Origin of the sequence: uncultured Mobiluncus sp. (genome assembly GCF_947087965.1) — a bacterium.
Lineage (GTDB): Bacteria > Actinomycetota > Actinomycetes > Actinomycetales > Actinomycetaceae > Mobiluncus.
Window position 1 is genome coordinate 274,057 of sequence record NZ_CAMUES010000002.1, and the last position, 21,763, is coordinate 295,819.

A 21,763-nucleotide genomic window follows, 5' to 3' on the forward strand; every position below is an offset into this window, starting at 1 on the left:
GTGGTACGGTCGGTTTTCCCTCTCTCTCGCTTACGCTGAGAGGGTGAGCGAGGCGAGTTCAACGGCACGGACGCAGGTACCCCCGGCGTGGGAACTTGCTCTTTTGTCGCTGCGCCAAGCCACGGTGCCGCCCCGGGTCTCCGTTCACGAGGTGCCTGCCCCGATGAAAATTGCCCCTTATGCGGTGGCGATTAGCGCAGAAACGGCGCTGCACGTGGAGGCGGAGGCCCCCGCTACCGGCCGGTTCGTGTGTCTCTACGATCCGCAGACCCAAGAAGGCTGGGGCGGCGAGTTTCGGGTTATTGCTCTGGTGGCGACCGATACGGAGTTAGCTTTGGGTGAAGATCCGCTAGCCGGAGAAGTCGCCTGGTCTTGGCTACGCGAGTGTTTAGCGAGCCGAGACGCTGATTACGGACATCTGGTCGGTACTGCCACCACGACCATCAACCGTTCTTTTGAGGGCTTCGCACTGCGCGCCACTTCCGCTACCCTTGAGATTCGCGCTTCTTGGACTCCTGGCAGTCCCGATTTGAGCGCTCATTTCCTGGCGTGGCTGGACACCATGCTACAGTCGACCGGGCTCTCCCCCGAGGAAAACGTCACTCAGCTGCGACATTAGAACCCTCCCGACCGCCCTTGTGCGCTAACGAACATTACCCCAGAAACACCCCTACGGTGCGGCAGGACGGGGGTAAGTGCGACAGGTTATAACATAGAACCGTTATGTCAAGCACCACCTCAAAACTGCAATCCCCCCGGCTGGTCACCCGTACTCGCGAGCCTTTGGCTCCGATTGTGGACACCCCCGCAGCCCTGCAGCACGTTTGTGAACTTGTCGCTGCCGCCGCGGGTCCGGTGGCGCTCGATACCGAACGTGCCGGATCATTTCGCTACTCACAAGGCGCCTACCTGGTGCAACTGCGTCGCGAGGGCGTGGGCACTGTCCTCATCGACCCGATAGCCTTTCCCGATTTGAAGCCCTTGAACCGGGCTATTGGCAAGGCGGAGTGGATTTTGCACGACGCGACCCAAGATTTGCCCTGTCTGTCGGAACTGGGGATGCGCCCGCAGCTGCTGTTTGACACGGAACTGGCGGCAAAACTGTTGAACTTTGAGGGGTTTGGCCTGGCCGCGGTGATGGAACAGGTGCTGGGCATCACCTTGGCGAAAGAACATTCTGCGGCGGATTGGTCCACCCGCCCCCTGCCCTCCGACTGGCAAACCTACGCTGCCCTGGACGTGGATTACCTCATTGACCTGCGCAATCAGCTGTGGCTAAGACTGCAAGACGAGGATAAAGACGACTGGGCGGAGCAAGAATTCGACTATCTCTTGGATTTTCAGCCCCCTGCACCCAAACCCGATCCGTGGCGTCACGTCCCCGGTTCTGGAAAAGTTCACGCCCCGCGCAACCTCGCCGCCTTGCGGGAACTGTGGTATTCCCGCGATGAACTGGCCCAAGACGAAGATTTGGCACCTACCAAAGTGCTGACGAACGCGGCGATGATTGCCTTGGCGGCGGGGCTGCCAAAGGGGAAACGCTACATGGGGGCTTTGGAGGATTTTCGCCACGACCGGGTCGGTCGGAAACGAGCCGACCGCTGGTTTGCAGCCTTGCGCAGGTCCTATCAGCTGTCCACCAAGGAACTCCCCCCGCGGCGTGCCCCGCGTATCCCCGGCGAGGTTCCAGATTCGCGTACTTTTACGCACAATCACCCCCTGGAGGCCGATCGGTGGCGGCGTTTGCGTGAAACCGTGGCCGGACTGGCTGCCCAGTTAGATGTCAACTACGAGGTCATGCTAGAACCGAAAACCATCCGCAGGCTGGCTTGGGTGCTGCCTGACGATGCCCCGGAGTCCCAGGTACTGGAAGTGCTGCAGGCCAGTCAGGCGCGGCCTTGGCAGATTGAAAATACTTTGGATTCGCTGGTCCAGGCCCTTAAATCCGAGAATTAATGGAATCAGCCAGCGCGCTGGGGGTCAGCCCCAGTTCTTCCCGAATTTCGTCACGCGTGGCATGGTGCAAAAACTGTCGCGGAATCCCATAAGACAACACCGGAGTAAAGATGTCCTGCGCTGCTGCCGCGTTGCGTAGCTGGGACCCGAAACCGCCTTCCACCAGGCCGTCCTCCAGGGTTACGACCCGGTCGTAGGCTCCTACCGCCGCCACCAAGTCGGTGGGCACGGGAATGAGCCACCGCGGATCGACGACGCGCACCGCCAGGTTGTTGAGGGCCTGGAGTTCCTTCGCGACCTCCACTCCCAGGTGGGCAAACGCTCCGGTCGCAACAATCAAAAGGTTCTGGGGCCGGTTTGAGCTGGCAGTTGCCTCGCGGGTCGGTGCTGACGGTGACACGAAGTCAGCCGATTCCCACAGCACATCGCTACCGTGGGCCCGTTTCCAGGCCGGCAAAGGCTTGGGCAGCGAACCTTTCGGATAGCGCACGATGGTAGGTCCGTCCTCAACTTCCAGAGCCTCGCGCAGTTCTTCACGCAAGGTCGCGGCATCGCGCGGCGCGGCCAAGCGCAGACCGGGCACTGTCCCGGCCAGAGCTATATCCCACATTCCGTTGTGGCTGGCGCCGTCGCTGCCGGTAATCCCGGAACGATCCTCGACAATCGTCACCCCAGCCCGGTGTAGCGCGATATCCATCAGCAACTGGTCATAACCCCGGTTTAGGAATGTGGAATACAGGGCGATGACCGGGTGCATTCCGCCGTATGCCAAACCGGCGGCGGTGGCCAGGGCATCCGCTTCCGCGATACCAACATCGAAAACCCGGTCGGGGAATTCTCGTTGCATCGGGCACAACCCTACGGGCCGAAGCATCGCGGCGGTCAGGGCGACGATTTTTTCGTTCTCACGCGCCAGGTTGCAGATTTCCTCGGCAAAAACCTGGGTCCATTCAAAGCGTTCCGGCTCTATGGGCAGGCCGGTTTCGGGATGAATCCGTCCGATTGCGTGGAAGTGGTCGGAGACGTTTTCTTCTGCCGGGGTGTAGCCGCGACCTTTTTGGGTGATGACGTGAATCAAGACGGGCTTCTTGGCAGCTTTTGCCCTGGTGAAGCTAAACTCCAGGGCGGCAATATCGTGTCCGTCAATGGGACCGGTATAGGTAATACCCAGCTCGTCAAACAGGACCCCTTCGGCGGAGGCGACCATGTCGCGCAGCCCGGCTTTCGCGGCATGCAACCCGGAATACACCAGGTTCCCCACCGGCCCGCCGCCTTTCAGGGTTTGTTTGCCCCACTTCAAGGCTTTGTCGTACTGGGGTGTAACCCGCAAGGCGTCCAGGTGATGCGCCAGCCCGCCGATGGTCGGAGCGTAGGAACGCCCGTTGTCGTTCAAGACAATAATCAGCCGGCCTTCGTTTTCTTCGGCAATGTTGTTCAGGGCCTCCCAAGCCATACCGCCAGTCATCGCTCCATCGCCGATGACAGCTACGACCCAGCCTCGTTTGCCGGTCAGGCGGTTTGCTCTGGCAATCCCGTCCGCCCAGGACAGCGCAGCTGAAGCGTGGGAGTTTTCCAGCACATCCGTATCAGATTCCGCCCGCGAGGGATAACCAGACAGGCCGCCGCGTTGACGCAGCCGGGAAAAGTCTTGACGTCCGGTCAGGAGTTTGTGGACGTAAGTCTGGTGTCCCGTGTCAAAAACGAAAGTGTCTCGGGTGATATTAAACACGCGGTGCAGGGCGATGGTCAGCTCGACCACGCCAAGGTTCGGCCCCAGGTGTCCCCCGGTCTTTGCCACTGATTGCACCAGGAATTGACGAATTTCCTCGGCCAGGCGATTGAGTTCCTGGTGGTTTAGATTCCGCAAATCGCGCGGCGAAGAAATCGTCGGCAATAGGCGCAGCGACATCAAGTCAGCGTTTTGCGCGTTTACGGGTTCAAGTTGGGACATAGAATCGTAAAACTCCTCATGAAGATACCGTCCCATTCTATCCGGTTTTTACGTTTTCTTTCATGTCGTGCCAGTTTGGAGCGGTGGCCGCGCAACGGTTTGGCCGGTAGACCGAAAAATAGCTCCCCGAACTGACCAGAGGGCAATTCGGGGAGCTATAAACGGTTGAACCGCTAGCACCTAGGCTTTCACCAGGTTACGCAGCACGTAGCGCAAAATGCCGTCGTTGCGGTAGTAGTCGGCTTCTCCAGGGGTGTCGATACGTACCACCGCATCGAACTCGACCTTGGAGCCGTCCGTCTTGGTGGCGCAGACTTTCACCGTCTCCGGAGTCTTACCTTCGTTCAAAGCGGTTACACCGCTGATGTCAAAGGTTTCCGTCCCGTCCAGGCCCAGCGAGTCCGCGGACTGTCCCTCCGGGAACTGCAGTGGCAGGATACCCATCCCAATCAGGTTAGAACGGTGAATACGTTCAAAGGACTGCGCGATAACGGCTTTCACACCCAGCAGGCGGGTACCTTTTGCGGCCCAGTCGCGGCTAGAACCCGTGCCGTATTCCTTGCCGCCCAGCACGACCAGCGGAATCCCGGCGGCCTGGTAGTTCATGGAGGCATCATAGACGTAGGCCTGAGGGCCGCTTTCCTGGGTAAAGTCGCGGGTGAAACCGCCCTCAACCCCGTCCAGCAGCTGGTTCTTAATGCGGATGTTGGCAAACGTGCCGCGCATCATGACTTCGTGATTGCCACGACGCGAACCGTAGCTGTTGAAGTCCTTAGGCTGCACCCCGTTGCCGGTCAGGTACTGGCCAGCAGGAGTTTCAGGCTTGAAAGCGCCGGCCGGAGAGATGTGGTCGGTCGTGACGGAATCGCCCAGTTTCAGCAAAACCCTGGCGCCGTGGATGTCCCGCACCGGTTCGGGCTCCATCTTCATTCCGTCAAAGAACGGTGCCTTGCGCACATAGGTCGAGTCATCGTCCCAGGTGAAGCGGCTGCCTGCCGGAGTCGGCAGGGACTGCCAACGCTCATCACCGGCAAACACGTTTGCATAATCCTTCGTGTACATATCGCGGTTAATGGTTTCGTCGATAGTCCGTTGCACCTCAGCGGGGTCGGGCCAGATGTCACGCAGGAACACATCGTTGCCGTTTTGATCCTGCCCCAGGGGCTCCGTCTCAAAATCGAAGTCCATAGTACCGGCCAGGGCGTAGGCCACAACCAGCGGCGGGGAAGCCAGGTAGTTCATCTTAACGTCGGGGCTGATACGCCCCTCAAAGTTACGGTTACCCGACAGCACCGCTGTAACGGCCAGGTCGTTGTCGTTGATGACCTTCGAGATTTCGGGCGGAACCGGACCGGAGTTACCGATGCAGGTCGCACACCCATAACCCACCAGGTTAAAGCCCAGCTCATCAAGGGGACCCCACAGACCGGCCTGGTCAAAGTAGTCCGTGACGACTTGGGAACCGGGAGCCACCGACGTCTTTACCCACGGCTTTGACTTCAGTCCCTTAGCGCGGGCGTTGCGAGCCAGAATGCCGGCAGCCATCATCACCGAGGGGTTGGAGGTGTTCGTGCAAGACGTGATGGAGGCAATGACCACGCGGCCATGATCCAGGTTCGTCTTGGTACCGTCAGCGGTGGTCAGGTCCACTAGCTTGTGCGCCTCTGGAGCGTAGGTCGGCACCAGGGTCTGCTCGAAGGTCTGCTTGGCTTCGCTCAGCTTGATGCGGTCTTGCGGACGCTTCGGACCGGCAATGGAAGGCACCACAGTAGACAGGTCGAGTTCCAGGTACTCCGAGTACTTGGGTTCGAAGCTCGGATCGTGCCACAAGCCCTGTTCCTTGGCGTAAGCCTCCACCAGAGCGCAACGTTCCTCGTCACGTCCGGTCAAGCGCAGGTAGTCCACGGTGACCTGGTCGATGGGAAAGATGGCGGCGGTCGAACCGAATTCGGGAGACATATTGCCGATAGTGGCGCGGTTAGCCAGCGGCACCTGCGTAACTCCCTCGCCATAGAACTCCACAAACTTACCGACCACGCCGTGCTCGCGCAGCATCTGGGTGATGGTGAGCACCACGTCCGTAGCGGTAGCGGAGGCAGGGATGGAACCCTTGAGTTTGAATCCGACCACGCGCGGAATCAGCATGGACACCGGCTGACCGAGCATAGCGGCCTCGGCTTCGATACCGCCGACGCCCCAGCCCAGCACACCCAGACCGTTGACCATCGTGGTGTGGGAGTCGGTGCCGACGCAGGTGTCGGGGTAAGCCTGCACCGTGCCATCGGGCAGTTCTTTGGTGAACACGGAACGCGCCAGGTACTCGATGTTGACCTGGTGGATAATGCCGGTCCCCGGCGGCACTACGCGGAAGTTGTTAAAGGCACCTTGGCCCCAACGCAGGAACTTGTAACGTTCCGAGTTGCGTTCGTATTCCTTATCCGTGTTGAGTTTTAGCGCGTCAGGGCGGCCAAAGTAATCAATCTGGACCGAGTGGTCGATGACCATCTCTGCCGGAGCCAAGGGGTTGATTTTCTCCGGGTCCCCACCCAGGTCTTTCACAGCTTCGCGCATAGTGGCCAAATCAACCACGCAGGGCACGCCGGTGAAGTCCTGCATTACCACGCGAGCCGGGGTGAACTGGATTTCCGTGTTGGGCTGCGCATCGGGATTCCACGCCGCCAGAGCCTTAATTTGGTCGGCAGTAATGTTGGCACCATCCTCGTTACGCAACAGGTTTTCGCCCAAAATGCGCAGCGCATAAGGAAGCTTTTTTAAGCCTTCCACGGCATCGAGAGAGAAAATCTCGTAAGATTTACCTCCCACCTGCAAAGTCTTGCGAGCATTTAAGCTGTTCAAACTGGCCATAAATAACCTCCTAAAGGGTGGCAGCAACGCCACGAAGAATTTATCTCGACATCAAGATATATTTTATTTCGTCATTTCACAACACATTAGAGGTTGCGCCGCGGACAATTTTTCATTGCCGCCTCAGATACATTCTCCAAATAGGCTTTTACCTGGGGCGATAGGTTGCAAAACGGCTCGCCTCGTAACTGCGTCTCGAATTCACAAGGGCGTTGCGCGCCGATTTGTCGGTCCTCTAGCGTGAGCAATTCGCAAAACTTCTGTTGCGCAAATCCCAATCCTTTGCGCTTTGCTTTCCTATGTTCCTCCGGAATTCTCCCACAGCAACCCGGCAATTGTCCGCCAGCATACTTAGCGGCAGGTGCATCCAGAAGAATCAATCTAATTCTGCGTAGGCATTCGTACTAACAAAAGACAATAATAAGGTAGCTAATGCTATGAAAACAGCTAAAAGACCATAAGCGATGTTCGTATGGAACGCGCCCAGGGACCACAGCGCAACCAAGCAATAACCGTAAATTACGGCCCAAAAAATCCCCAGAACGAAGTCGTGATTCCCTCGTATAGTAAAAGTATGCCAGCGTTTTGCAATCTGGGTTACCATCTTCACCAATATGGCTATCCACAGTACTAAGAATGCGACAACGGCGAACCACTCATCGCTGATTTTGTTTAGCAGCAGAGACAAACTACTGCCCACGCCTACGGTAATAACTGCTCCCATTCCTGCGCCGAGGACGGTAAGGATTGCCATCAGCCGGGATTTTTCAGAGAGTTTTTTCAGACGCAATGTTAGGTAAACGACTGCCGGGGTTTCGAACAGATAACCCAGGAAGTTTACCCAAATCACACTCATGAACACATGATGATTGATGTCCCAGGAGAGAACGCGTCCGTCCCAAATCCAAAAACCCCCGTTGAGTCGGATGGCGGCCACATCCAGTAATAAATCCATCGAAACGACTAGCCAGCCAGTAAAAAGGCTGATTTCAAAACTGCTATCGGAAAATTTCGTCGCGATTCTGAAACCGCAGACGGCCAACGCACCCCACATTAATCCACCAAATACAGGAAACTGATTGGGCGGCGCGCCGATGCTGAAAAAATAGTCGTTGCTGTAGTGATAGATATCCGTGGCTCTCACAGCCAGAATTTCAAGGATGAATCCCGCCATAGTCGCCGCTAAGAACAGACGCAGTTCCACCCGGTTGCGCTGCTTGGCAATGTCTCCTAGCAACAGAACGGTTAGCAGGTAGCAAATAATTTCAAAGGCATTAATCCAGTTCACCGCACCTCCCAATAGCCTTCAATGCACTGTAAACGAACTCTTTAATCCCGATTTAACACCGCAAGGGTCTCCAGCCGCAAACAAAGTTTGTTATCATTTAAGTGACTTTAAATAATCTTTTTGTTTCGGTGTAATGCGGTTACTCTCACGGGCTTTCGTTATTGCCTTATTGTGAGTCCGTGTATCTAACTGATGATCTTCGATGTGTTCTATTGTCATGTCCTCCAGACTATTTACTGCAGTTATGGTGAAAAGAACCACCGCCTCAACCCTTCTGCCGGAAACGGTATTGCCCTTTTCCCGCCATTTAAGACTCTTTTTGTTCAAAATATTCTGAGTTAAAATAATAGACGTTCCCATCACCCTCATAATCATCTAATCCAGGATAATGTTTCAGACCGAGCGATATAGCGGTACGAATGGAAGGTAGATTTGTATTCAAGGTCAAGGCAACAACTATACGAGATTGGGGCGAAGGACATTCCGCCTCACCCGCCCTATCTGACCCATCATCTTGAAGCACAGTATCAATAATTGCTCGGGCTGCTTCCTTAACATATCCGCGGCGCATTTTTTCTGGAGTAATCCGGTAATAGAGATTCAAATAGCGCTGCTCTTGAATAAAGATGTGTTTAAGCCCACAAACACCCACGTAACCACTATCGCTTTTATCGATAATGACATAATACCCAAAACCGTACTTCTCGTGGTGTTCAATCCACGTCTTCAATTCTTGCTGAAAAGTCTCACGGTCACGCACTGGTCCAGCTGGGTTATAGCGATTAGTAGCTGGATCCGCATGGATTTGAAATAGAGGTTCTAAATCCGATAGTTCAGGTTTCCGCAGTATCATGCGTGGTGTTTCGATAACCTGCATACATTTACCTAACCTGAGCCGATAGTAAGCATAAACTCTCTACGTGGCTGGTGTAGGGGAACAGGTCGAAAGCTCGCCAGGTCTTAACCCGGTAACCCAACTGGCGCATGGTTTCCAGGTCCCTGGCACAGCTAACCGGGTCGCAGGAAAACAGTGCCACTAAATCCGGATTCTGCTCACAAATCGCTCGTGCCACTGCTTTACCCAACCCCGAGCGCGGCGGATCAGCCACCACCAACGTGCCGGCACTGACCATCTCGCCCAGCGGCAAGGAACGCAACAACTGCGGGGAAACGTTACCGCGCTGCACCTCAACGTGCTCGAAACCGGCCTTTGCCAGATTATAGGCAGCCGATTTCGTCGCCGGACCGTCGCCCTCCACCGTGGTCAAACGCCCTTTTGCACCCACGGCCTGAGCCAGGAACGGAGAAAACAACCCCGAACCGGAATACAGCTCCCACGCTTCAAACCCCTCGACCTCACCGATGGCATCCAACAGTGCGGCCGCGAGAGTCGCGGGCGCTCGCCGGTCAGTTTGCCAAAAGGACCCGGCAAAAATCCGATACGTAAAAGTCCGGTCCCCGACGCTGACCGTTTCCCGTACCCGCGATGTTGTCGGCTCGCCGTCCACGCTGAAAGTCTGACCCTCAACGAACAGCACCGGCGCGGAACTTGACGGGGCAATGACCCGCAGACGGGTTCCCGGCGCAAATTCCCAATGCCGCCGGAACAAATCCAAGTCGACCAGCTCGGGTACCATCAGCGGAAAAGAACGCACGGTGTGGACGTTGTGCGCTGCAGCTTCATACATCCCTAGTCCCCCGCCCTCGCTGATGGTAAAGCTCACGCGGGTGCGCCCCGGCTCGGGCCCCAACGATTCCACTTCCCACCCGGGGTGAGCTTGGTCCAGCTGTTCCAGCAGTTCCGGGCTACCATTTCGCCGGATGGCGTCACGCACCACGTCACGCTTCCAGCGCAGCTGGGCTGGATAGGCAACGTGTCCCAGCTCTACCCCGCCCAGATCCTTCGCCTCGCCTTCGGGCCAGATATGTGCGACCCGGTCCGCGCTGGCGGCTTTCACCTGCACAACCCGCCCATAGGCAACTTTGGAACGCTCCGAGGTGACCTCGACCTCGACAGTTTCGCCCGGCAGTCCTCCCCGCACCATAACGACTTTTCCTGATGTCAAACGGCCCACGCAATATCCGCCGTGAGCCGGCCCGCCCAGTTCGATTAGTTCAGTTTGCATATATTTCCCTTCAAGCCGTCAAGGTGACCCAGGTAATCGTCACTCGTTCTAGGCGTGCCAAGTGGCGGGCATAAGTACGTTCAGCCGCGTTGTGCAGCCATCCCAGAGCTCTGCATTTCGGGACGTACCGCGGCAAATAGACCGAGATAGAGGTCAGAGAATCCATATCGAGTTTGGCGTTCAGATATTTTTGAACCGACCCCAGGTGATTGCCGCCCTCGTCAGGAATCAGGGTCAGCGCAGCGGTGATTCCCAACTCCTGCCACTGGCGGCGGACCTCAGTTTCGTCCTCATCTGGTTCAAGCACGTGCACGACCTCGACATTAGGGTGGTGCGCGGCCCACGCGTAACGAATAGTTTTTAGGGCAGAGGCGTCAAAACGCGGCACCAGCACGAGGGCGAGAGTATGTTTCACCGGGGTTTCGGCGTGTTCCAGCTGCGACATTTTGTTTTGCACCCTCCGGTAATAGAAGTTGAGACAATAAATCAGCAATCCCAGGCCGGCCCAGGCGGCCAGCACATAAAGTTCAAAAATGGAATTGAATGCCACCGAAACCACAAGCAGGATAATCAGACTGATAATAACGCTGATGATGGCGATGCGATAGTACCGCTTGGATTGGCGGCGCTGTGCATACGTTGCCCCGCTGTGGAATCGAGAACGCCACATGCGCATCCGGGCGACTTGGCCCAAGAAGCTGGAGATGGCCACGAAAGTCACCCAGGTCAGCGCTGCCACCCCCATGCGGCTGTGTACCGTCAGCGCCAACGCAAACGTAACGACCATGAACGTTAAAATCGAAGCCGAACGCCCTCGGCGCATCCAAGACACTGGAACCTGATGGACCGCCAGGTCATGCCCGCTCAAATCCGTTAGCAAAGTGGAGACGCTAGAGACATAAATATAGGCGCTGATGAGGCATCCCACCGCGAACAGAGACATGATTGGGACGACCAGCCACCCGTTCTTGTCCAGCAAAACCCTCAGCAATAAAGCCAGGTTGCCCGGCCCTTGAATGACCGTATCCAGGCGGGTCCAGTGGAATCCGGCGACCGTAAACGACAGATATACCGTAGCGGCAAACATGGCGGCGGCGGAACCACCCAGAACTCTGAACATGAGACCAGAAAGCGGCTGACGGCTTTCGTTGCGGAACAGTGTCACCGCCGGAGTCACCGGAACCAGCAGTAGCGCCGCTACGGCAGCAGCTTTCCAACCGGACTGCAGGTTGGCATCGGCGACCGCGTTCTTGGCTTTCGTAGTGGAACTAAGCAGCTCCAACAAACCCGGCTTGGCTCCGTTACGCAGGTAGTGCCAAAAACCATAGGCCAGCAACAGGAAACCCACTACGAATATCACCAGGGTAAGCCACGGAATCGCTCTGCGTATAGGTTCGGGGAAAAACAGCGCCAGCAGTAGCAAGACGAAACCGGCAATGAGAATCCACACGCGATAGTCTTCGGACAAATCCGCGGAAACCACGATGAAGGTGGTTGCGGTAGAGACCAGGGCTGCTACGGCAACGACCATAGCCAGCAGCGAGGCTACGGCAGTGAGAGCTCCAAGGAAAGACCCCAAGTAGGCTTGCACCAGAGCAGCCGTGGAATCTAAACGGTGGGTCTGGCCTAGTGAATACCCGTGGGCCAGCGTTGTTATCAACCCGGCTATCAGGACAAACGCCACAATCCACAGGGCTACCGCGGAAAAAATCGGTCCCGAATACGCAATCAGAGACGGAAAAACGGAGGCCGCAATGAGGGCTGGAAACCAAAATTTGGGTGCGAAGAAAGCCAGCTGGGTAAAGGTCTCCAGCCAACCCTCCTTCGGAGTCAGATTCTTCAGCACGTCTCAACTTTAGCCGCTCGGATTCAAACCGGAAAGAATTTCCCTCCCCAACCCGTGAAATGTAGCCGAATTTGTGCCTTTCAGGTTATGTTTTAAGAGTGCATTTTGTAATCATGGGCTGTGGACGCGTCGGAACCACGCTGGCGAAAGCGATTGAGGACCGGGGACACACCCTGGCAATTATCGACAACAACACGGATTCTTTCCGCCGACTTTACAAGAATTTTCAAGGACAAAAGCTGACTGGTGAAGGGTACGACCGCAATACACAGTTGCAGGCCGGTATCGAAGATGCCTACGCTTTTGCGGCGGTGGCTGATGATGACAATGCTAATATCCTGGCGGCACGCGTAGCTCGCGAGATTTATCACGTAAAGAAGGTGGTGGCGCGCATCTCCGATCCGCGGCGCGCCGAGGTTTACGAACGGTTGGGTATCCCCACCGTGGGCTCTGTGGATCGCACCGCCGCATTACTGCTGGCGCGGGTGTTACCGCTACCCCCAGATGTCGTGTTTACCGAGGATACCGGGCAATTGAGCCTGTGCCGCGTTCCCGTGGGACCCAGCTGGGTCGGTCAGGAGGTTTCCGCTTTAGAGACTGAACTGGAGATTCGGGCCGCTTATGTGCTGCGTTTTTCTAAAGTGTTGATGGTTGAAGCCTCGACTGTGTTACAGGAAAACGACGAGTTGTTCTATTTTGTTTCCGAGTCTCAACGCGAAGCGGTGGCCTCCCGTTTGGCCCGGAATTTCAAGGAGTAAAGATGCTGATTGTTATTGCCGGGGCGGGCTCAATCGGCCGCTCCATCGCCAGGGAACTGCTAGCCAGGGGACACGAGGTCACAATCGCCGACTCCAGCCCCGAGGCGATGAAAGTTTCCTCCGTGCCGGACGCGAACTGGATTCTGGGAGACTTATCCACTCCCGAAACGATGGAACAAGCGGGCGGGGCGCAAGCTGATGTGGTCGTCGCAACTACCGGAAATGACCAGGCTAATCTGGTTATTGCGCTGCTGGCAAAGACTCAGTTCGGGGTGCCCCGCGTGGTCGGACGGATTAATAATCCCAAGAACGAGTGGATGTTCAATGAGTCTTGGGGCGTGGACGTGCCGATTTCTACCCCCCGGATGATGACTGCCCTGGTCGAGGAGGCTCTGAGCGTAGGTACCCTGGTGCCGATTTTCCGGTTCTTTAACTCCCGCAACAGATTGTTCTCAATAGTCCTCTCCTCTGATTCCCCGGTTTTGGGACGTCCCGCGGGCGAGTTGGAGTGGCCGATGGGGGTTTTGTTGACCGCAGTTATACAAGACGGGAAAGCACTGGCTCCCCACGCGGTCGCGAACTTACATGCCTCGGATCAGTTGCTGTTCCTGTTCCCCGAGCAAACTGAGGATACCGTTGAACAAGTTGGAAAACTATTGACGGCCGCGGATACCACGGATTCAGCAAGCACTGTCGGGGGTGTCGGCCTTACCGGTGTCGAGGGTGCCGGTGTCGGGAAGGCCGGAGTCGAGGAACTTCCCGTGAGTGCGGCGCAGCAGGAGCCAGCTGAGGTAGAGCGCCAAAGCAAATAGCGGCACGCCCAACAAAATCTGGAAAGTTCCCAGCCAAGGGACATTTCCTCCCAGGTAGAGAGGCGTTTTTACAGCCAGACGAAGCAGGAAAACGCCCAGCCAGATGACGGTCACAGCGTAGTATGCTTGCTTATCCGCTTTCAGCCTTGAATCTGTCCGCCAGCTCAAGCCTTGGGTGCGAAACCACCCGACCAGCAGACCGATAACGGGGAAACGCACCAAAATCGACACCAGAATCACGCTGGCATAAACCGCGTTAATGATTAAGCTCATCAAAAAGTAGTTTTCGCCTTTGCCGCTGAACATGGCCCACAGCACACCGATGATGACGACCCAGAATCCCGCAAACGCCTGCATAATCGAGGAATGCCCAATGAGCCGCGCGATAATCAAACCCACGGCAAATCCCAGGGAAACCGCCCCGGCCTTCATGACGTCCCAGCCAGCCACGAACGCCACCACGAACACCAGCGTGGGGCCGATGGACTCGACTATGCCGCGCCACCCTCCTACCGCTTGGCGCAGGGAGAATTCTTCGGCGTCCAGTCTGCCCCCCATGTTTCGACCCAGAGCATCCTTGAATTCGTTGAGTCCAGCTGTGACTGCTTCCTGGTCTTTTTCCTCGCTCATTTGTCCCCCAAGAAGTGATAATCCGGGTTTATCAGTTCCACCCCGTCCTCGCCCTGCAACGGGATTCCACACACTTGCAGGCGGCGTCCCAAGGTCACTCCGGGAACTTCCATCCGTCCCAGCCAGCGCACGTTGATGAACCCTCCTGCGGTCTCCAGGCAAACCCGGAAAGACGGCACGTCAGAAGGAGACAGGAAAGACCTGGAAAGCACGGTGCCGACCCGGGTTATCTGTTGACGCGGTGACATGGTGAACTCGCTTTGTTTGCGCTGCGGCTAGGCCTGTTGATCGCGCAGAGCCGCCAGCTGACGCGCCAAGTCGTCGGGCAAAACCACGGGAATAACCGAGCGGGGGCTCATCGGCCGAGAACCACGCACCACCACGACCTGACGAACAGCCTGTTCTAGGGCTTGCAAATCCGGGTCCTCGGCTTGCACCATGCCGTTAAAGACTAGACGCACAAACCAGTTCGGGCCGTCCACTCCGCAATAGCGAACCTGCACGCGCCCCCGGTTGCCTTGGGCGTCTTGCGCCGCTAACTGCACAAACAGTTCCGTGCCGAAACTACCCTCGCGTTCATCACAAGTGTTGCCCGCAGCGGTGGTTTCTCCGCGTACCTGCGCACGAAGCTCGGGCCACAGGCGTTTCGACTTAGGTGCAGCTACCGCCAGCAACTCTACCGCCGCCTTACCAATCTGCATGGTCAGAGAGCCAAAAGTTTTTTCATCCAGGGGAGATTCGGGATGAACCGCCAGCCCAGGAATCTGTGGCAGCAGGAACACTCCAAAGTCCGCATACTGGGAGGTGTCCTGGTCACCAAGTTGTTTGACGTCCAGGGGTCCTGCGGGCTGTTCTTTCGTCCCCGGAGCATCAGATGCGGTCGACACCGAGGCGGATGTATCCGTTTTTACTTCGCTGGCGGAATCGTCCTCGAGCTCACTGGGGGATTCATCCGTCTTACGTTTCTTAGAGAACAGTCCCATCAGGCTACACCCGCACAATCCATGCACACCGGCTGGCCGTTTTCTTCCCCAGCCAGCTGGGACGCATGATGCACAATGAAGCATTGCGAACACACGAATTCATCGTCTTGCTTGGGAACTACGCGAACTGAGAGTTCTTCGTTGGAAAGGTCCGCGCCAGGCAACTCGAAGGAATCCGCAGCTTCATTTTCGTCCTCATCAACGGAAGCATCTTCGGAATTTTTTCGCTGAGTTTTTAACTCCTCGAGAGATTCCTCCGGGTTTTCCTCGTCTCGCTTGCGCGGGGCATCGTAATCGGTAGCCATTGCACTCCCTTAAAATAATAGTTTTGGTGCGTCGCGATATTAGCACTACTTTAAGGAAATTGCGACCTCTCGGCAACGCTACGGCGGGTTGACGTGAAAACTGCCTATGATTTTGGCAATGTTTAGTTTAGGAGGAAATATGCGCAGTCTTTCTTTGCTTGGAATTCACACCGACGGCGAACACCTTGTCTTGGTTGACACAGACGGTGAGCGCTTTCTTTTACCCCTCGACGAAGAGCTGCGTTCCATTGTGCGCCAACAGCGCCGGAAAGTGGTGGCAGCCCTGTCTGCCTCTGACACTCAGGACTTGCGTCCCAAAGACATCCAAACCTTGATTCGCGGCGGCGCCACCGCCCAAGAAGTCGCCACTAGCGCCGGTCTGGACTTGGATCAGGTCAAACGATACGAAGCCCCGGTTATGGCGGAACGGATTTATGCCGCCCGTCAGGCTCAAGAAACTCGTGTAGCTCCGGACAAAGATGCTCCGGCCTTGGGTGAACTGGTGATAGACCGCCTGGCCACCCGCGGGGTCAGCCCATCTTCCCTAATTTGGGATGCTACTCGGCAGCCCGGCGAAAATTGGCTGGTCCACCTGGAGTTTGTACAGGATGCCAAAGCGCTGGAGGCGAACTGGGATTTTGACCACGAAAACCACACGTTGACGGCGTTGGATGAACAGGCGCGCTGGCTGACAGAGACAGCCACCCCGGCCGGTTCGGACGCTCTGTTGAGCCGGGGACATTTCCATTTCGGTTCCACCCCAGAGGCCGAGGCCTCCCCCACCACGGCTACGAAACCCGTCCCGGCACAGTCTGCGGAAACCAGCGCTACCGAAGCCTTGCTCGATGAGCTCAATGCCGCCCGGGGAACCCGTCTTTCCGTAGTGACCGGCGATGAAGAGGACGATGTTTCCGCGATGGAGGCAGCTATTGCCTCCGGATTTTCCCCCGATGCTGAGGCCGCTCCGCCAGCCGCCCCCGCCTCGGATGCCTCCTCAATCCAGCCTGATGCAGACGTCCTATCCCTCGATGCCGCGAAACGCCAGTCCTCCAAATCTGCTCAGCCACCCGCGCAGCCGACAGAAACCGGTCTGCTACCGGGCATGGAAGATTTGCAGCCGAATCCGGCTTCAGCCCCCGCCGACAGCGGTAAACACACCGCACGCCGGGGACGTGCCGCCATGCCCTCATGGGACGAAATTTTATTCGGCTCTAAAGCCGACTGAGATAGACTCTCAGCTGCAATAACGCAGCATCGGGACGCGCATTTCCTGTTCACTCAAGCCTCCGTGCAGGCCTTTCATCTGGAATACCTGACTTTTGAAAAAGCGTGAATCCAAGGTCTGACCTGTCCCTGCAGCGAATACGACCACGTCTCCCAACAGTTCCCGCCGGCGCACCGTGGTGCCGTTATAGGAGGCAAATAACGTCTCAGTTTCGTCTCGATTTAAGACTTTGGCTGGCCCCAACAGCGTCTGCAGACTAACTTGCAGCGCCGCGGCGGCTCCCGGTTTGGCGTGGAGGTGCAAGGCGCGTCCCTCTCCGCTGGCGTCCGCAATGAATTCTGCCGCCGCAGTGTTCGCCAAATCCACGGTGACCTCTGGGGACGTGTTTAACATGCCGTGGTCCGCGGTAACGATGACCCTCACGCCAGGAGCCAGACTGTCCAGCATGATTCCAATGGCGCGATCAGCCTTTTCCAGGTTTTTCACCCACTTATCCGACCCCACCCCGTAACCGTGTCCGGCATGATCGACTTCTGCCATATAGAAATATGTCAGTCCGCCCTGCTTGGACACGGTTACGGCGTCACGGGCTCGCGCATCCAAGTTTTCCGAAGCCACATATGTGGCGCCCCGCAGAGCAGCCCGCGTCAGTCCACCGCCGATAAATTTTTTCGGCCCCAACGCGAAAGCCGGAATTTTCGCGGCGTTGAGGCGTTCAAACCAAGTCGGTTCGGTTTGGAATTCCTCCACCCTTCCCGGGTACTCCTCGAAAGTAATCAAGCTAAATTTCGCCCGTGCTACCGGGTCTATCAGCTGATAGGACAACATATTGTGACGTCCGGGGACCAGCCCGGTCAGGGTGGAAGTAATAGCGGCTGCGGTAGTGGAGGGGCACACGCTGCGGCCAGTCAGAGGCTGCCCTGAGGCAGCGGCGTTTTTCACCAAAGCACGTAAGTTCGGCGCGTGTCCCAAATATTCGTTCAGGTTCCACCACCCCAGTCCGTCAATCAACACGAGGACGATGGGGACACCAGCGGGGTTGCCAGCCGCATCAGGTTCCGCAGTGAGCCCCTGGGGCAAGGGAGACCAGCCGGCAGCCGCGAACTCGCTTTCCAGTAGGGCATCAAGGCGTAAATCAGGATCGTTCGCAGCCATGATTTCGGTGTGAAATTCCGTCTCACTCACCCTTCCATTCAATCATTTCCGGCCTCGCCGGTGTGGCAAGCGGCGCAAGAGCGGGAAACTTCGTAAGAATTAGTGTCATGTCTGACTCCTCCCTCGAACGCATCCAAGACATCGACATTAACGAGGAAATGGAGCACTCCTTCCTGGAATATGCCTATTCAGTCATTCACGCGCGCGCCCTGCCCGATGCGAAAGACGGGCTGAAACCGGTCCAGCGCCGCATCCTGTTCCAGATGAAACAGATGGGCTTGACCCCGGACAAGGGGCACGTGAAGTCGCAGCGCGTCGTGGGCGACGTCATGGGCAAACTGCACCCGCACGGAGACTCAGCCATCTACGATGCCCTGGTGCGTCTGGCGCAACCTTTCACCATGCGTGTGCCGCTTATCGATGGTCACGGCAACTTTGGTTCGCTGGATGACGGTCCTGCCGCCGCGCGCTACACCGAGGCTCGTCTGGCTCCCGCCGCCCTGGCTCTGGTGGACGACTTGGACGAGGACGTCGTCGACTTTGTGCCGAACTATGACAATCAGCTCACCCAGCCCGCGGTACTCCCCGCCGCTTTCCCGAACCTGCTGGTCAACGGCGCGAACGGTATCGCGGTAGGCATGGCCACCAACATTCCGCCCCACAATGTAGGTGAAACCATCAACGCCGCCATCTACCTGCTGGATCATCCGCAAGCCGATACCGCGGAACTCATGAAGTACTGCCCCGGCCCGGACCTTCCCGGCGGCGGAATTATTGTGGGCTTGGACGGAATCCGCGAAGCCTACGAAACCGGCAGAGGTATCTTCACCACTCGTGCCCGGGCCACAATCGAGCAAGTCACTGCCCGTAAGCGCGGCATTGTCATTACTGAACTGCCTTACCAAGTCGGCCCCGAAAGGGTCGCGGAAAAGCTGAAAGAAACCGTCAGCTCCGGCAAGGTCAAAGGCGTTTCGGGCTGGCAGGATTTGTCCGACCGGACTCACGGAATGCGCCTGGTAGTCGAAGTCAAGAACGGTTTCCATCCCGAAGCTGTTTTAGCTTCGCTGTACAAGTACACTCCCCTGCAGGAATCTTTCGGCATCAATACCGTCGCCCTGGTCGATGGTCAGCCGCGCACGCTGGGTCTGAAAGCAGCGCTGCAGGTGTTCGTCGATCATCGTGTTGAGGTCACGCGCCGACGCAGCGAATTCCGCCTAAAGAAAAAACAGGAACGCCTGCATCTGGTCGATGGATTGCTCATTGCCGTGCTGAACCTGGATGAAGTCATCGAGGTCATTCGGACCTCCGATGATTCCACCGCGGCCCGCCAACGTTTGATGGCGGTATTCGATTTGTCCGAAGCCCAGGCGGAGTTCATTCTGGAGCTGCGGTTGCGCCGTTTGACCAAGTTTTCCCGGCTGGAACTGGAGGCGGAGGCTGACGAGCTGCGCCAAGCGATTGCCGAGCTGGAACAGATTTTGGCGTCAACGGAGAAACTGCATGACGTGGTGCGAACTGATTTGCGTCAGACTGCCGCGAAGCTGTCCACGCCGCGGCGTACCGTGTTGATGGAGGAGGACGGTTCGGCGGTGGCGGCCTCTGAAGATGCCGCGTTGCCAGTTCTGGGGGCGATGACGGTTACGGATGTGCCTTTGGAGGTCCCCGATGTGCCGTGTCGGATTGTCCTGGGTGCCGACGGGCGGGCTATCCGCTTGGCTCATACCGGTCCCGTGACGCGCTTAGAGGGATTCAACAGCACGATCGCCGGCTCTATTCTGACCCATACACGCGGTTCTTTCGGTGTCGTCACCTCATCGGGTTTTGTGGTGCGTCTGGACGTGTTGAATCTTCCTCCGGGGGAAAAGTCCCCGCTGGCGAGCTCTGCCAGCTCCGGCGATGCCGAGTCCACAGATTCGGCTCAGACGGCGAGCGGGGAGGCCAACGTTGTGGAGAGCCTCGCAGAAAGCGCACCCCCTTGGTCTTTTGACGGCGCTCCGCAACTGTCAGCCGCAGCTCGACTGGAGGATGGGGAAACCGTGGTTGGCATCCTCACCTTGGATGAAGATGAAACGGTGGGAATGATGACTGAACAGGGCATCGTGAAGCGGATGCGGCCGGACTATCCCAGTACCCAAAACCGCTTCACCATCATCAATCTGGAAGGCACGGACCAGCTGGTCTACGCCGGAGCTTGCCCGGACGACGCCCAAATCGTGATGATTTCAACGGATGCTCAGTTATTGCGCACCCCAGCAAATAAAGTTCGGCCCCAGGGCCGCAACGCGGGCGGGGTCGCAGGCATGAGCCTGAAAGACCATACGCAGGTCATTGCCGGAGCTATCGTCCCTGATGAGCTGGTTGCGGCCACCACCGTGGCTACCGTCGCTGCCATCATGAACGCCATGCCCGGAGCAAATCAAAGTTCCATTAAGCTCACGCCTTTGGATCGCTATCCCGTGAAGGGCCGGGGCGCACAAGGGGTGCGAGTGCAGCGTTTCCTCAAGGGCGAGTACGCGCTCGATATGGCCTTTGTTGGTCCGGATCCGATTCATGCCGTAGATGCCAAAGGAAAACCGGTCAAGCTGCCGGAGTTGGATGAACGCCGCGATGGTTCCGGCTCGAACTTAAAATCTAACATCGCCTATTTCGGTTGATACCGGATTTTAATATATTTCCTTTTCGGCTTGGTGGAGTCCGCCGAAGGCGGTGGCGTTGCGCGCGCGACGGGGTTTAGAGAGCCTTACGCCCCGTTTTTCTCTCTTTTTCTAGTCGGCAACGCGGCGGCTGACTGACGGTTCATCTGGGCGACTTCTTCGCGTAAAACTGTGGGGTCCACGGGTTTTTGTTCCTCAGCAGGCAGGTTCACCACCCACTCGGTCGAGCCTCCCGTAACTTCATACCCAAAGTCAGTATAAAGTTTTGCGACTTCGGTCGGGTTTTCTTGATCCAACCCCACCGCCGCGAACTGCATTCCCGATTCCTGGTAAGCCGCAATGGCGTGTGACAGCAGTGCCGCGGCGACCTGTGTTTCCGCATAATCGGGCAAAACTCCCAGGATTTCGGTATAGCCTTGGGTGAACCCCATCGCCTCCCAGTCCTGCTCGTAGCGAGCGGAAAGCAGATAACCCGCGACCTCGGCGACATCGCTGGACTTGTCCAAGGCTATAAAAGACCACTGTGGAGCAAAGAAAGGCCGATTCGACTGCCACGTTTGCAAATCTTGGGCGGGAGCCCCCGTCGCCAGAGCCATCAACTCATTGTGAGCCCGGCGCACATGGTCATCGAAATCCGCAGACCACGGGATAATTTCCAGATACTGGCCGGGTGCCACCAGTTCCCCCGGTGCTGCCAAATCTCGGCGCAGTTCCAGGTAAGTATGGGCGGGCTGAAAACCATTCTCCTGCAGTTGGTGCGCCGCATCTCTCGCCGCTCGATCCACGAAACACACAATCTGGGCCGGTCGCGGCTTTTCCGCCAGCATGGCGTGAGCGGTTTGAACTTCCCATTGGAAAATGATGGAACCGACTCCGCGATTCCGCCAACTCGCCTCCACGCCCCCGGAACAAACCGCCTGGAATCCATCGGTTTCCTCGACACGTACGATGGCGTAGGCGACCATCCGCGAGTCCTGGTCCCAAGCGCTCAGGCCACAAAAATCGGATTGAAAAATCGAATCAACTTCTGCCTGCGAAGTGCGATAGGGCGGATTGTCGATACGTTCCATATCGACTATGAGCCGCATCAGGTCCCGCTTATGCGCGGCTTCCAGCGGTTTCCAGGTGATGCCTGGAGTGGCAGCTGGATACGCAAAAAGTTGAGCCAAGTCTCTCCCTCGCTTGTTAGGAGCCGTTGCCGTGAGCTCG

Annotated in this window: 17 protein-coding genes and 1 pseudogene; 6 read left to right on the forward strand and 12 right to left on the reverse strand. The window is 57.2% G+C overall.

Annotated elements, in window-relative coordinates:
* Positions 1 to 43: 43 nt before the first annotated feature.
* Positions 44 to 619, forward strand: a complete 576-nt coding sequence (locus Q0V70_RS03250) for a DUF3000 domain-containing protein (protein ID WP_297588316.1) — start codon at positions 44 to 46, stop codon at positions 617 to 619.
* 104 nt (positions 620 to 723) lie between these two features.
* Positions 724 to 1,956, forward strand: coding sequence for an HRDC domain-containing protein (locus tag Q0V70_RS03255; RefSeq protein WP_297588318.1), 1,233 nt, complete (start codon positions 724 to 726; stop codon positions 1,954 to 1,956).
* Here Q0V70_RS03255 and dxs read toward each other — a convergent pair.
* The 6 genes from dxs to Q0V70_RS03285 all read right to left on the reverse strand — a co-directional run bounded on the left by dxs (position 1,940) and on the right by Q0V70_RS03285 (position 12,032).
* Positions 1,940 to 3,943: a 1-deoxy-D-xylulose-5-phosphate synthase gene (gene dxs, locus Q0V70_RS03260; protein ID WP_297588320.1), complete on the reverse strand. Its 2,004-nt coding sequence runs from the start codon at positions 3,941 to 3,943 to the stop codon at positions 1,940 to 1,942. The two genes, Q0V70_RS03255 and dxs, sit on opposite strands and share 17 nt — an antisense overlap.
* 144 nt (positions 3,944 to 4,087) lie before the next feature.
* On the reverse strand, positions 4,088 to 6,772 hold the full coding sequence (acnA, locus tag Q0V70_RS03265) for an aconitate hydratase AcnA (RefSeq protein WP_297588321.1): 2,685 nt from the start codon (positions 6,770 to 6,772) through the stop codon (positions 4,088 to 4,090).
* A gap of 376 nt (positions 6,773 to 7,148) precedes the next feature.
* Positions 7,149 to 8,060 carry a hypothetical protein gene (locus tag Q0V70_RS03270; RefSeq protein ID WP_297588322.1) on the reverse strand — a complete coding sequence of 304 codons (912 nt, stop codon included), beginning with the start codon at positions 8,058 to 8,060 and terminating at the stop codon, positions 7,149 to 7,151.
* 307 nt (positions 8,061 to 8,367) lie between these two features.
* Positions 8,368 to 8,937 carry a GNAT family N-acetyltransferase gene (locus Q0V70_RS03275; protein WP_297588325.1) on the reverse strand — a complete coding sequence of 190 codons (570 nt, stop codon included), beginning with the start codon at positions 8,935 to 8,937 and terminating at the stop codon, positions 8,368 to 8,370.
* A gap of 4 nt (positions 8,938 to 8,941) precedes the next feature.
* A complete protein-coding gene (locus Q0V70_RS03280; RefSeq protein WP_297588328.1) occupies positions 8,942 to 10,186 on the reverse strand; it encodes a class I SAM-dependent RNA methyltransferase in 1,245 nt (414 codons plus the stop codon).
* A gap of 10 nt (positions 10,187 to 10,196) precedes the next feature.
* Positions 10,197 to 12,032, reverse strand: a complete 1,836-nt coding sequence (locus Q0V70_RS03285; protein ID WP_297588330.1) for an amino acid transporter — start codon at positions 12,030 to 12,032, stop codon at positions 10,197 to 10,199.
* A 98-nt stretch (positions 12,033 to 12,130) separates the two neighbouring features.
* Between Q0V70_RS03285 and Q0V70_RS03290 the strand changes: the two genes are divergently transcribed.
* Positions 12,131 to 12,790, forward strand: coding sequence for a TrkA family potassium uptake protein (locus Q0V70_RS03290; protein WP_297588332.1), 660 nt, complete (start codon positions 12,131 to 12,133; stop codon positions 12,788 to 12,790).
* Positions 12,791 to 12,792: 2 nt separating this feature from the next.
* A complete protein-coding gene (locus Q0V70_RS03295) occupies positions 12,793 to 13,602 on the forward strand; it encodes a TrkA family potassium uptake protein (protein WP_297588335.1) in 810 nt (269 codons plus the stop codon).
* A gap of 12 nt (positions 13,603 to 13,614) precedes the next feature.
* Here Q0V70_RS03295 and Q0V70_RS03300 read toward each other — a convergent pair.
* From Q0V70_RS03300 to Q0V70_RS03315, 4 genes and pseudogenes are all read right to left on the reverse strand, one after another.
* Positions 13,615 to 14,232 (reverse strand): annotated as a pseudogene (locus Q0V70_RS03300) (DUF3159 domain-containing protein); the annotation flags it as partial.
* The gene (locus Q0V70_RS03305) at positions 14,229 to 14,480 is read right to left on the reverse strand and encodes a hypothetical protein (RefSeq protein WP_297588337.1); all 252 of its coding nucleotides are present in this window, start codon (positions 14,478 to 14,480) and stop codon (positions 14,229 to 14,231) included. The pseudogene Q0V70_RS03300 and the gene Q0V70_RS03305, both read right to left, overlap by 4 nt.
* Before the next feature lie 27 nt (positions 14,481 to 14,507).
* Positions 14,508 to 15,215 carry a DUF3710 domain-containing protein gene (locus Q0V70_RS03310; RefSeq protein ID WP_297588339.1) on the reverse strand — a complete coding sequence of 236 codons (708 nt, stop codon included), beginning with the start codon at positions 15,213 to 15,215 and terminating at the stop codon, positions 14,508 to 14,510.
* A complete protein-coding gene (locus Q0V70_RS03315; protein WP_282921665.1) occupies positions 15,215 to 15,520 on the reverse strand; it encodes a DUF4193 domain-containing protein in 306 nt (101 codons plus the stop codon). Before Q0V70_RS03315 ends, Q0V70_RS03310 begins: the two co-directional genes overlap by 1 nt.
* A gap of 139 nt (positions 15,521 to 15,659) precedes the next feature.
* Here Q0V70_RS03315 and sepH point away from each other — a divergent pair, with 139 nt between their 5' ends.
* Entirely contained in the window at positions 15,660 to 16,745 is a 1,086-nt protein-coding gene (gene sepH / locus Q0V70_RS03320) for a septation protein SepH (RefSeq protein ID WP_297588341.1), read from the forward strand.
* A gap of 9 nt (positions 16,746 to 16,754) precedes the next feature.
* On the opposite strand, the gene Q0V70_RS03325 is transcribed toward sepH, so the two are convergent.
* A complete protein-coding gene (locus Q0V70_RS03325; RefSeq protein WP_297588343.1) occupies positions 16,755 to 17,930 on the reverse strand; it encodes an alkaline phosphatase family protein in 1,176 nt (391 codons plus the stop codon).
* A 77-nt stretch (positions 17,931 to 18,007) separates the two neighbouring features.
* Between Q0V70_RS03325 and Q0V70_RS03330 the strand changes: the two genes are divergently transcribed.
* On the forward strand, positions 18,008 to 20,554 hold the full coding sequence (locus Q0V70_RS03330; RefSeq protein ID WP_297588345.1) for a DNA topoisomerase (ATP-hydrolyzing) subunit A: 2,547 nt from the start codon (positions 18,008 to 18,010) through the stop codon (positions 20,552 to 20,554).
* Between the two features lie 86 nt (positions 20,555 to 20,640).
* On the opposite strand, the gene Q0V70_RS03335 is transcribed toward Q0V70_RS03330, so the two are convergent.
* Entirely contained in the window at positions 20,641 to 21,723 is a 1,083-nt protein-coding gene (locus Q0V70_RS03335) for an N-acetyltransferase (protein WP_297588347.1), read from the reverse strand.
* Positions 21,724 to 21,763: the final 40 nt, after the last annotated feature.

What these genes read in the sequence shown, in the direction of transcription:
- Q0V70_RS03255 (WP_297588318.1), top strand. Translation starts at nt 724, where the DNA reads ATGTCAAGCACCACCTCAAAACTGCAATCCCCCCGGCTGGTCACCCGT.
- dxs (WP_297588320.1), bottom strand. Translation starts at nt 3,943, where the DNA reads ATGGGACGGTATCTTCATGAGGAGTTTTACGATTCTATGTCCCAACTT.
- acnA (WP_297588321.1), bottom strand. Translation starts at nt 6,772, where the DNA reads ATGGCCAGTTTGAACAGCTTAAATGCTCGCAAGACTTTGCAGGTGGGA.
- Q0V70_RS03275 (WP_297588325.1), bottom strand. Translation starts at nt 8,937, where the DNA reads ATGCAGGTTATCGAAACACCACGCATGATACTGCGGAAACCTGAACTA.
- Q0V70_RS03280 (WP_297588328.1), bottom strand. Translation starts at nt 10,186, where the DNA reads ATGCAAACTGAACTAATCGAACTGGGCGGGCCGGCTCACGGCGGATAT.
- Q0V70_RS03295 (WP_297588335.1), top strand. Translation starts at nt 12,793, where the DNA reads ATGCTGATTGTTATTGCCGGGGCGGGCTCAATCGGCCGCTCCATCGCC.
- Q0V70_RS03305 (WP_297588337.1), bottom strand. Translation starts at nt 14,480, where the DNA reads ATGTCACCGCGTCAACAGATAACCCGGGTCGGCACCGTGCTTTCCAGG.
- Q0V70_RS03310 (WP_297588339.1), bottom strand. Translation starts at nt 15,215, where the DNA reads ATGGGACTGTTCTCTAAGAAACGTAAGACGGATGAATCCCCCAGTGAG.
- Q0V70_RS03315 (WP_282921665.1), bottom strand. Translation starts at nt 15,520, where the DNA reads ATGGCTACCGATTACGATGCCCCGCGCAAGCGAGACGAGGAAAACCCG.
- sepH (WP_297588341.1), top strand. Translation starts at nt 15,660, where the DNA reads ATGCGCAGTCTTTCTTTGCTTGGAATTCACACCGACGGCGAACACCTT.
- Q0V70_RS03330 (WP_297588345.1), top strand. Translation starts at nt 18,008, where the DNA reads ATGTCTGACTCCTCCCTCGAACGCATCCAAGACATCGACATTAACGAG.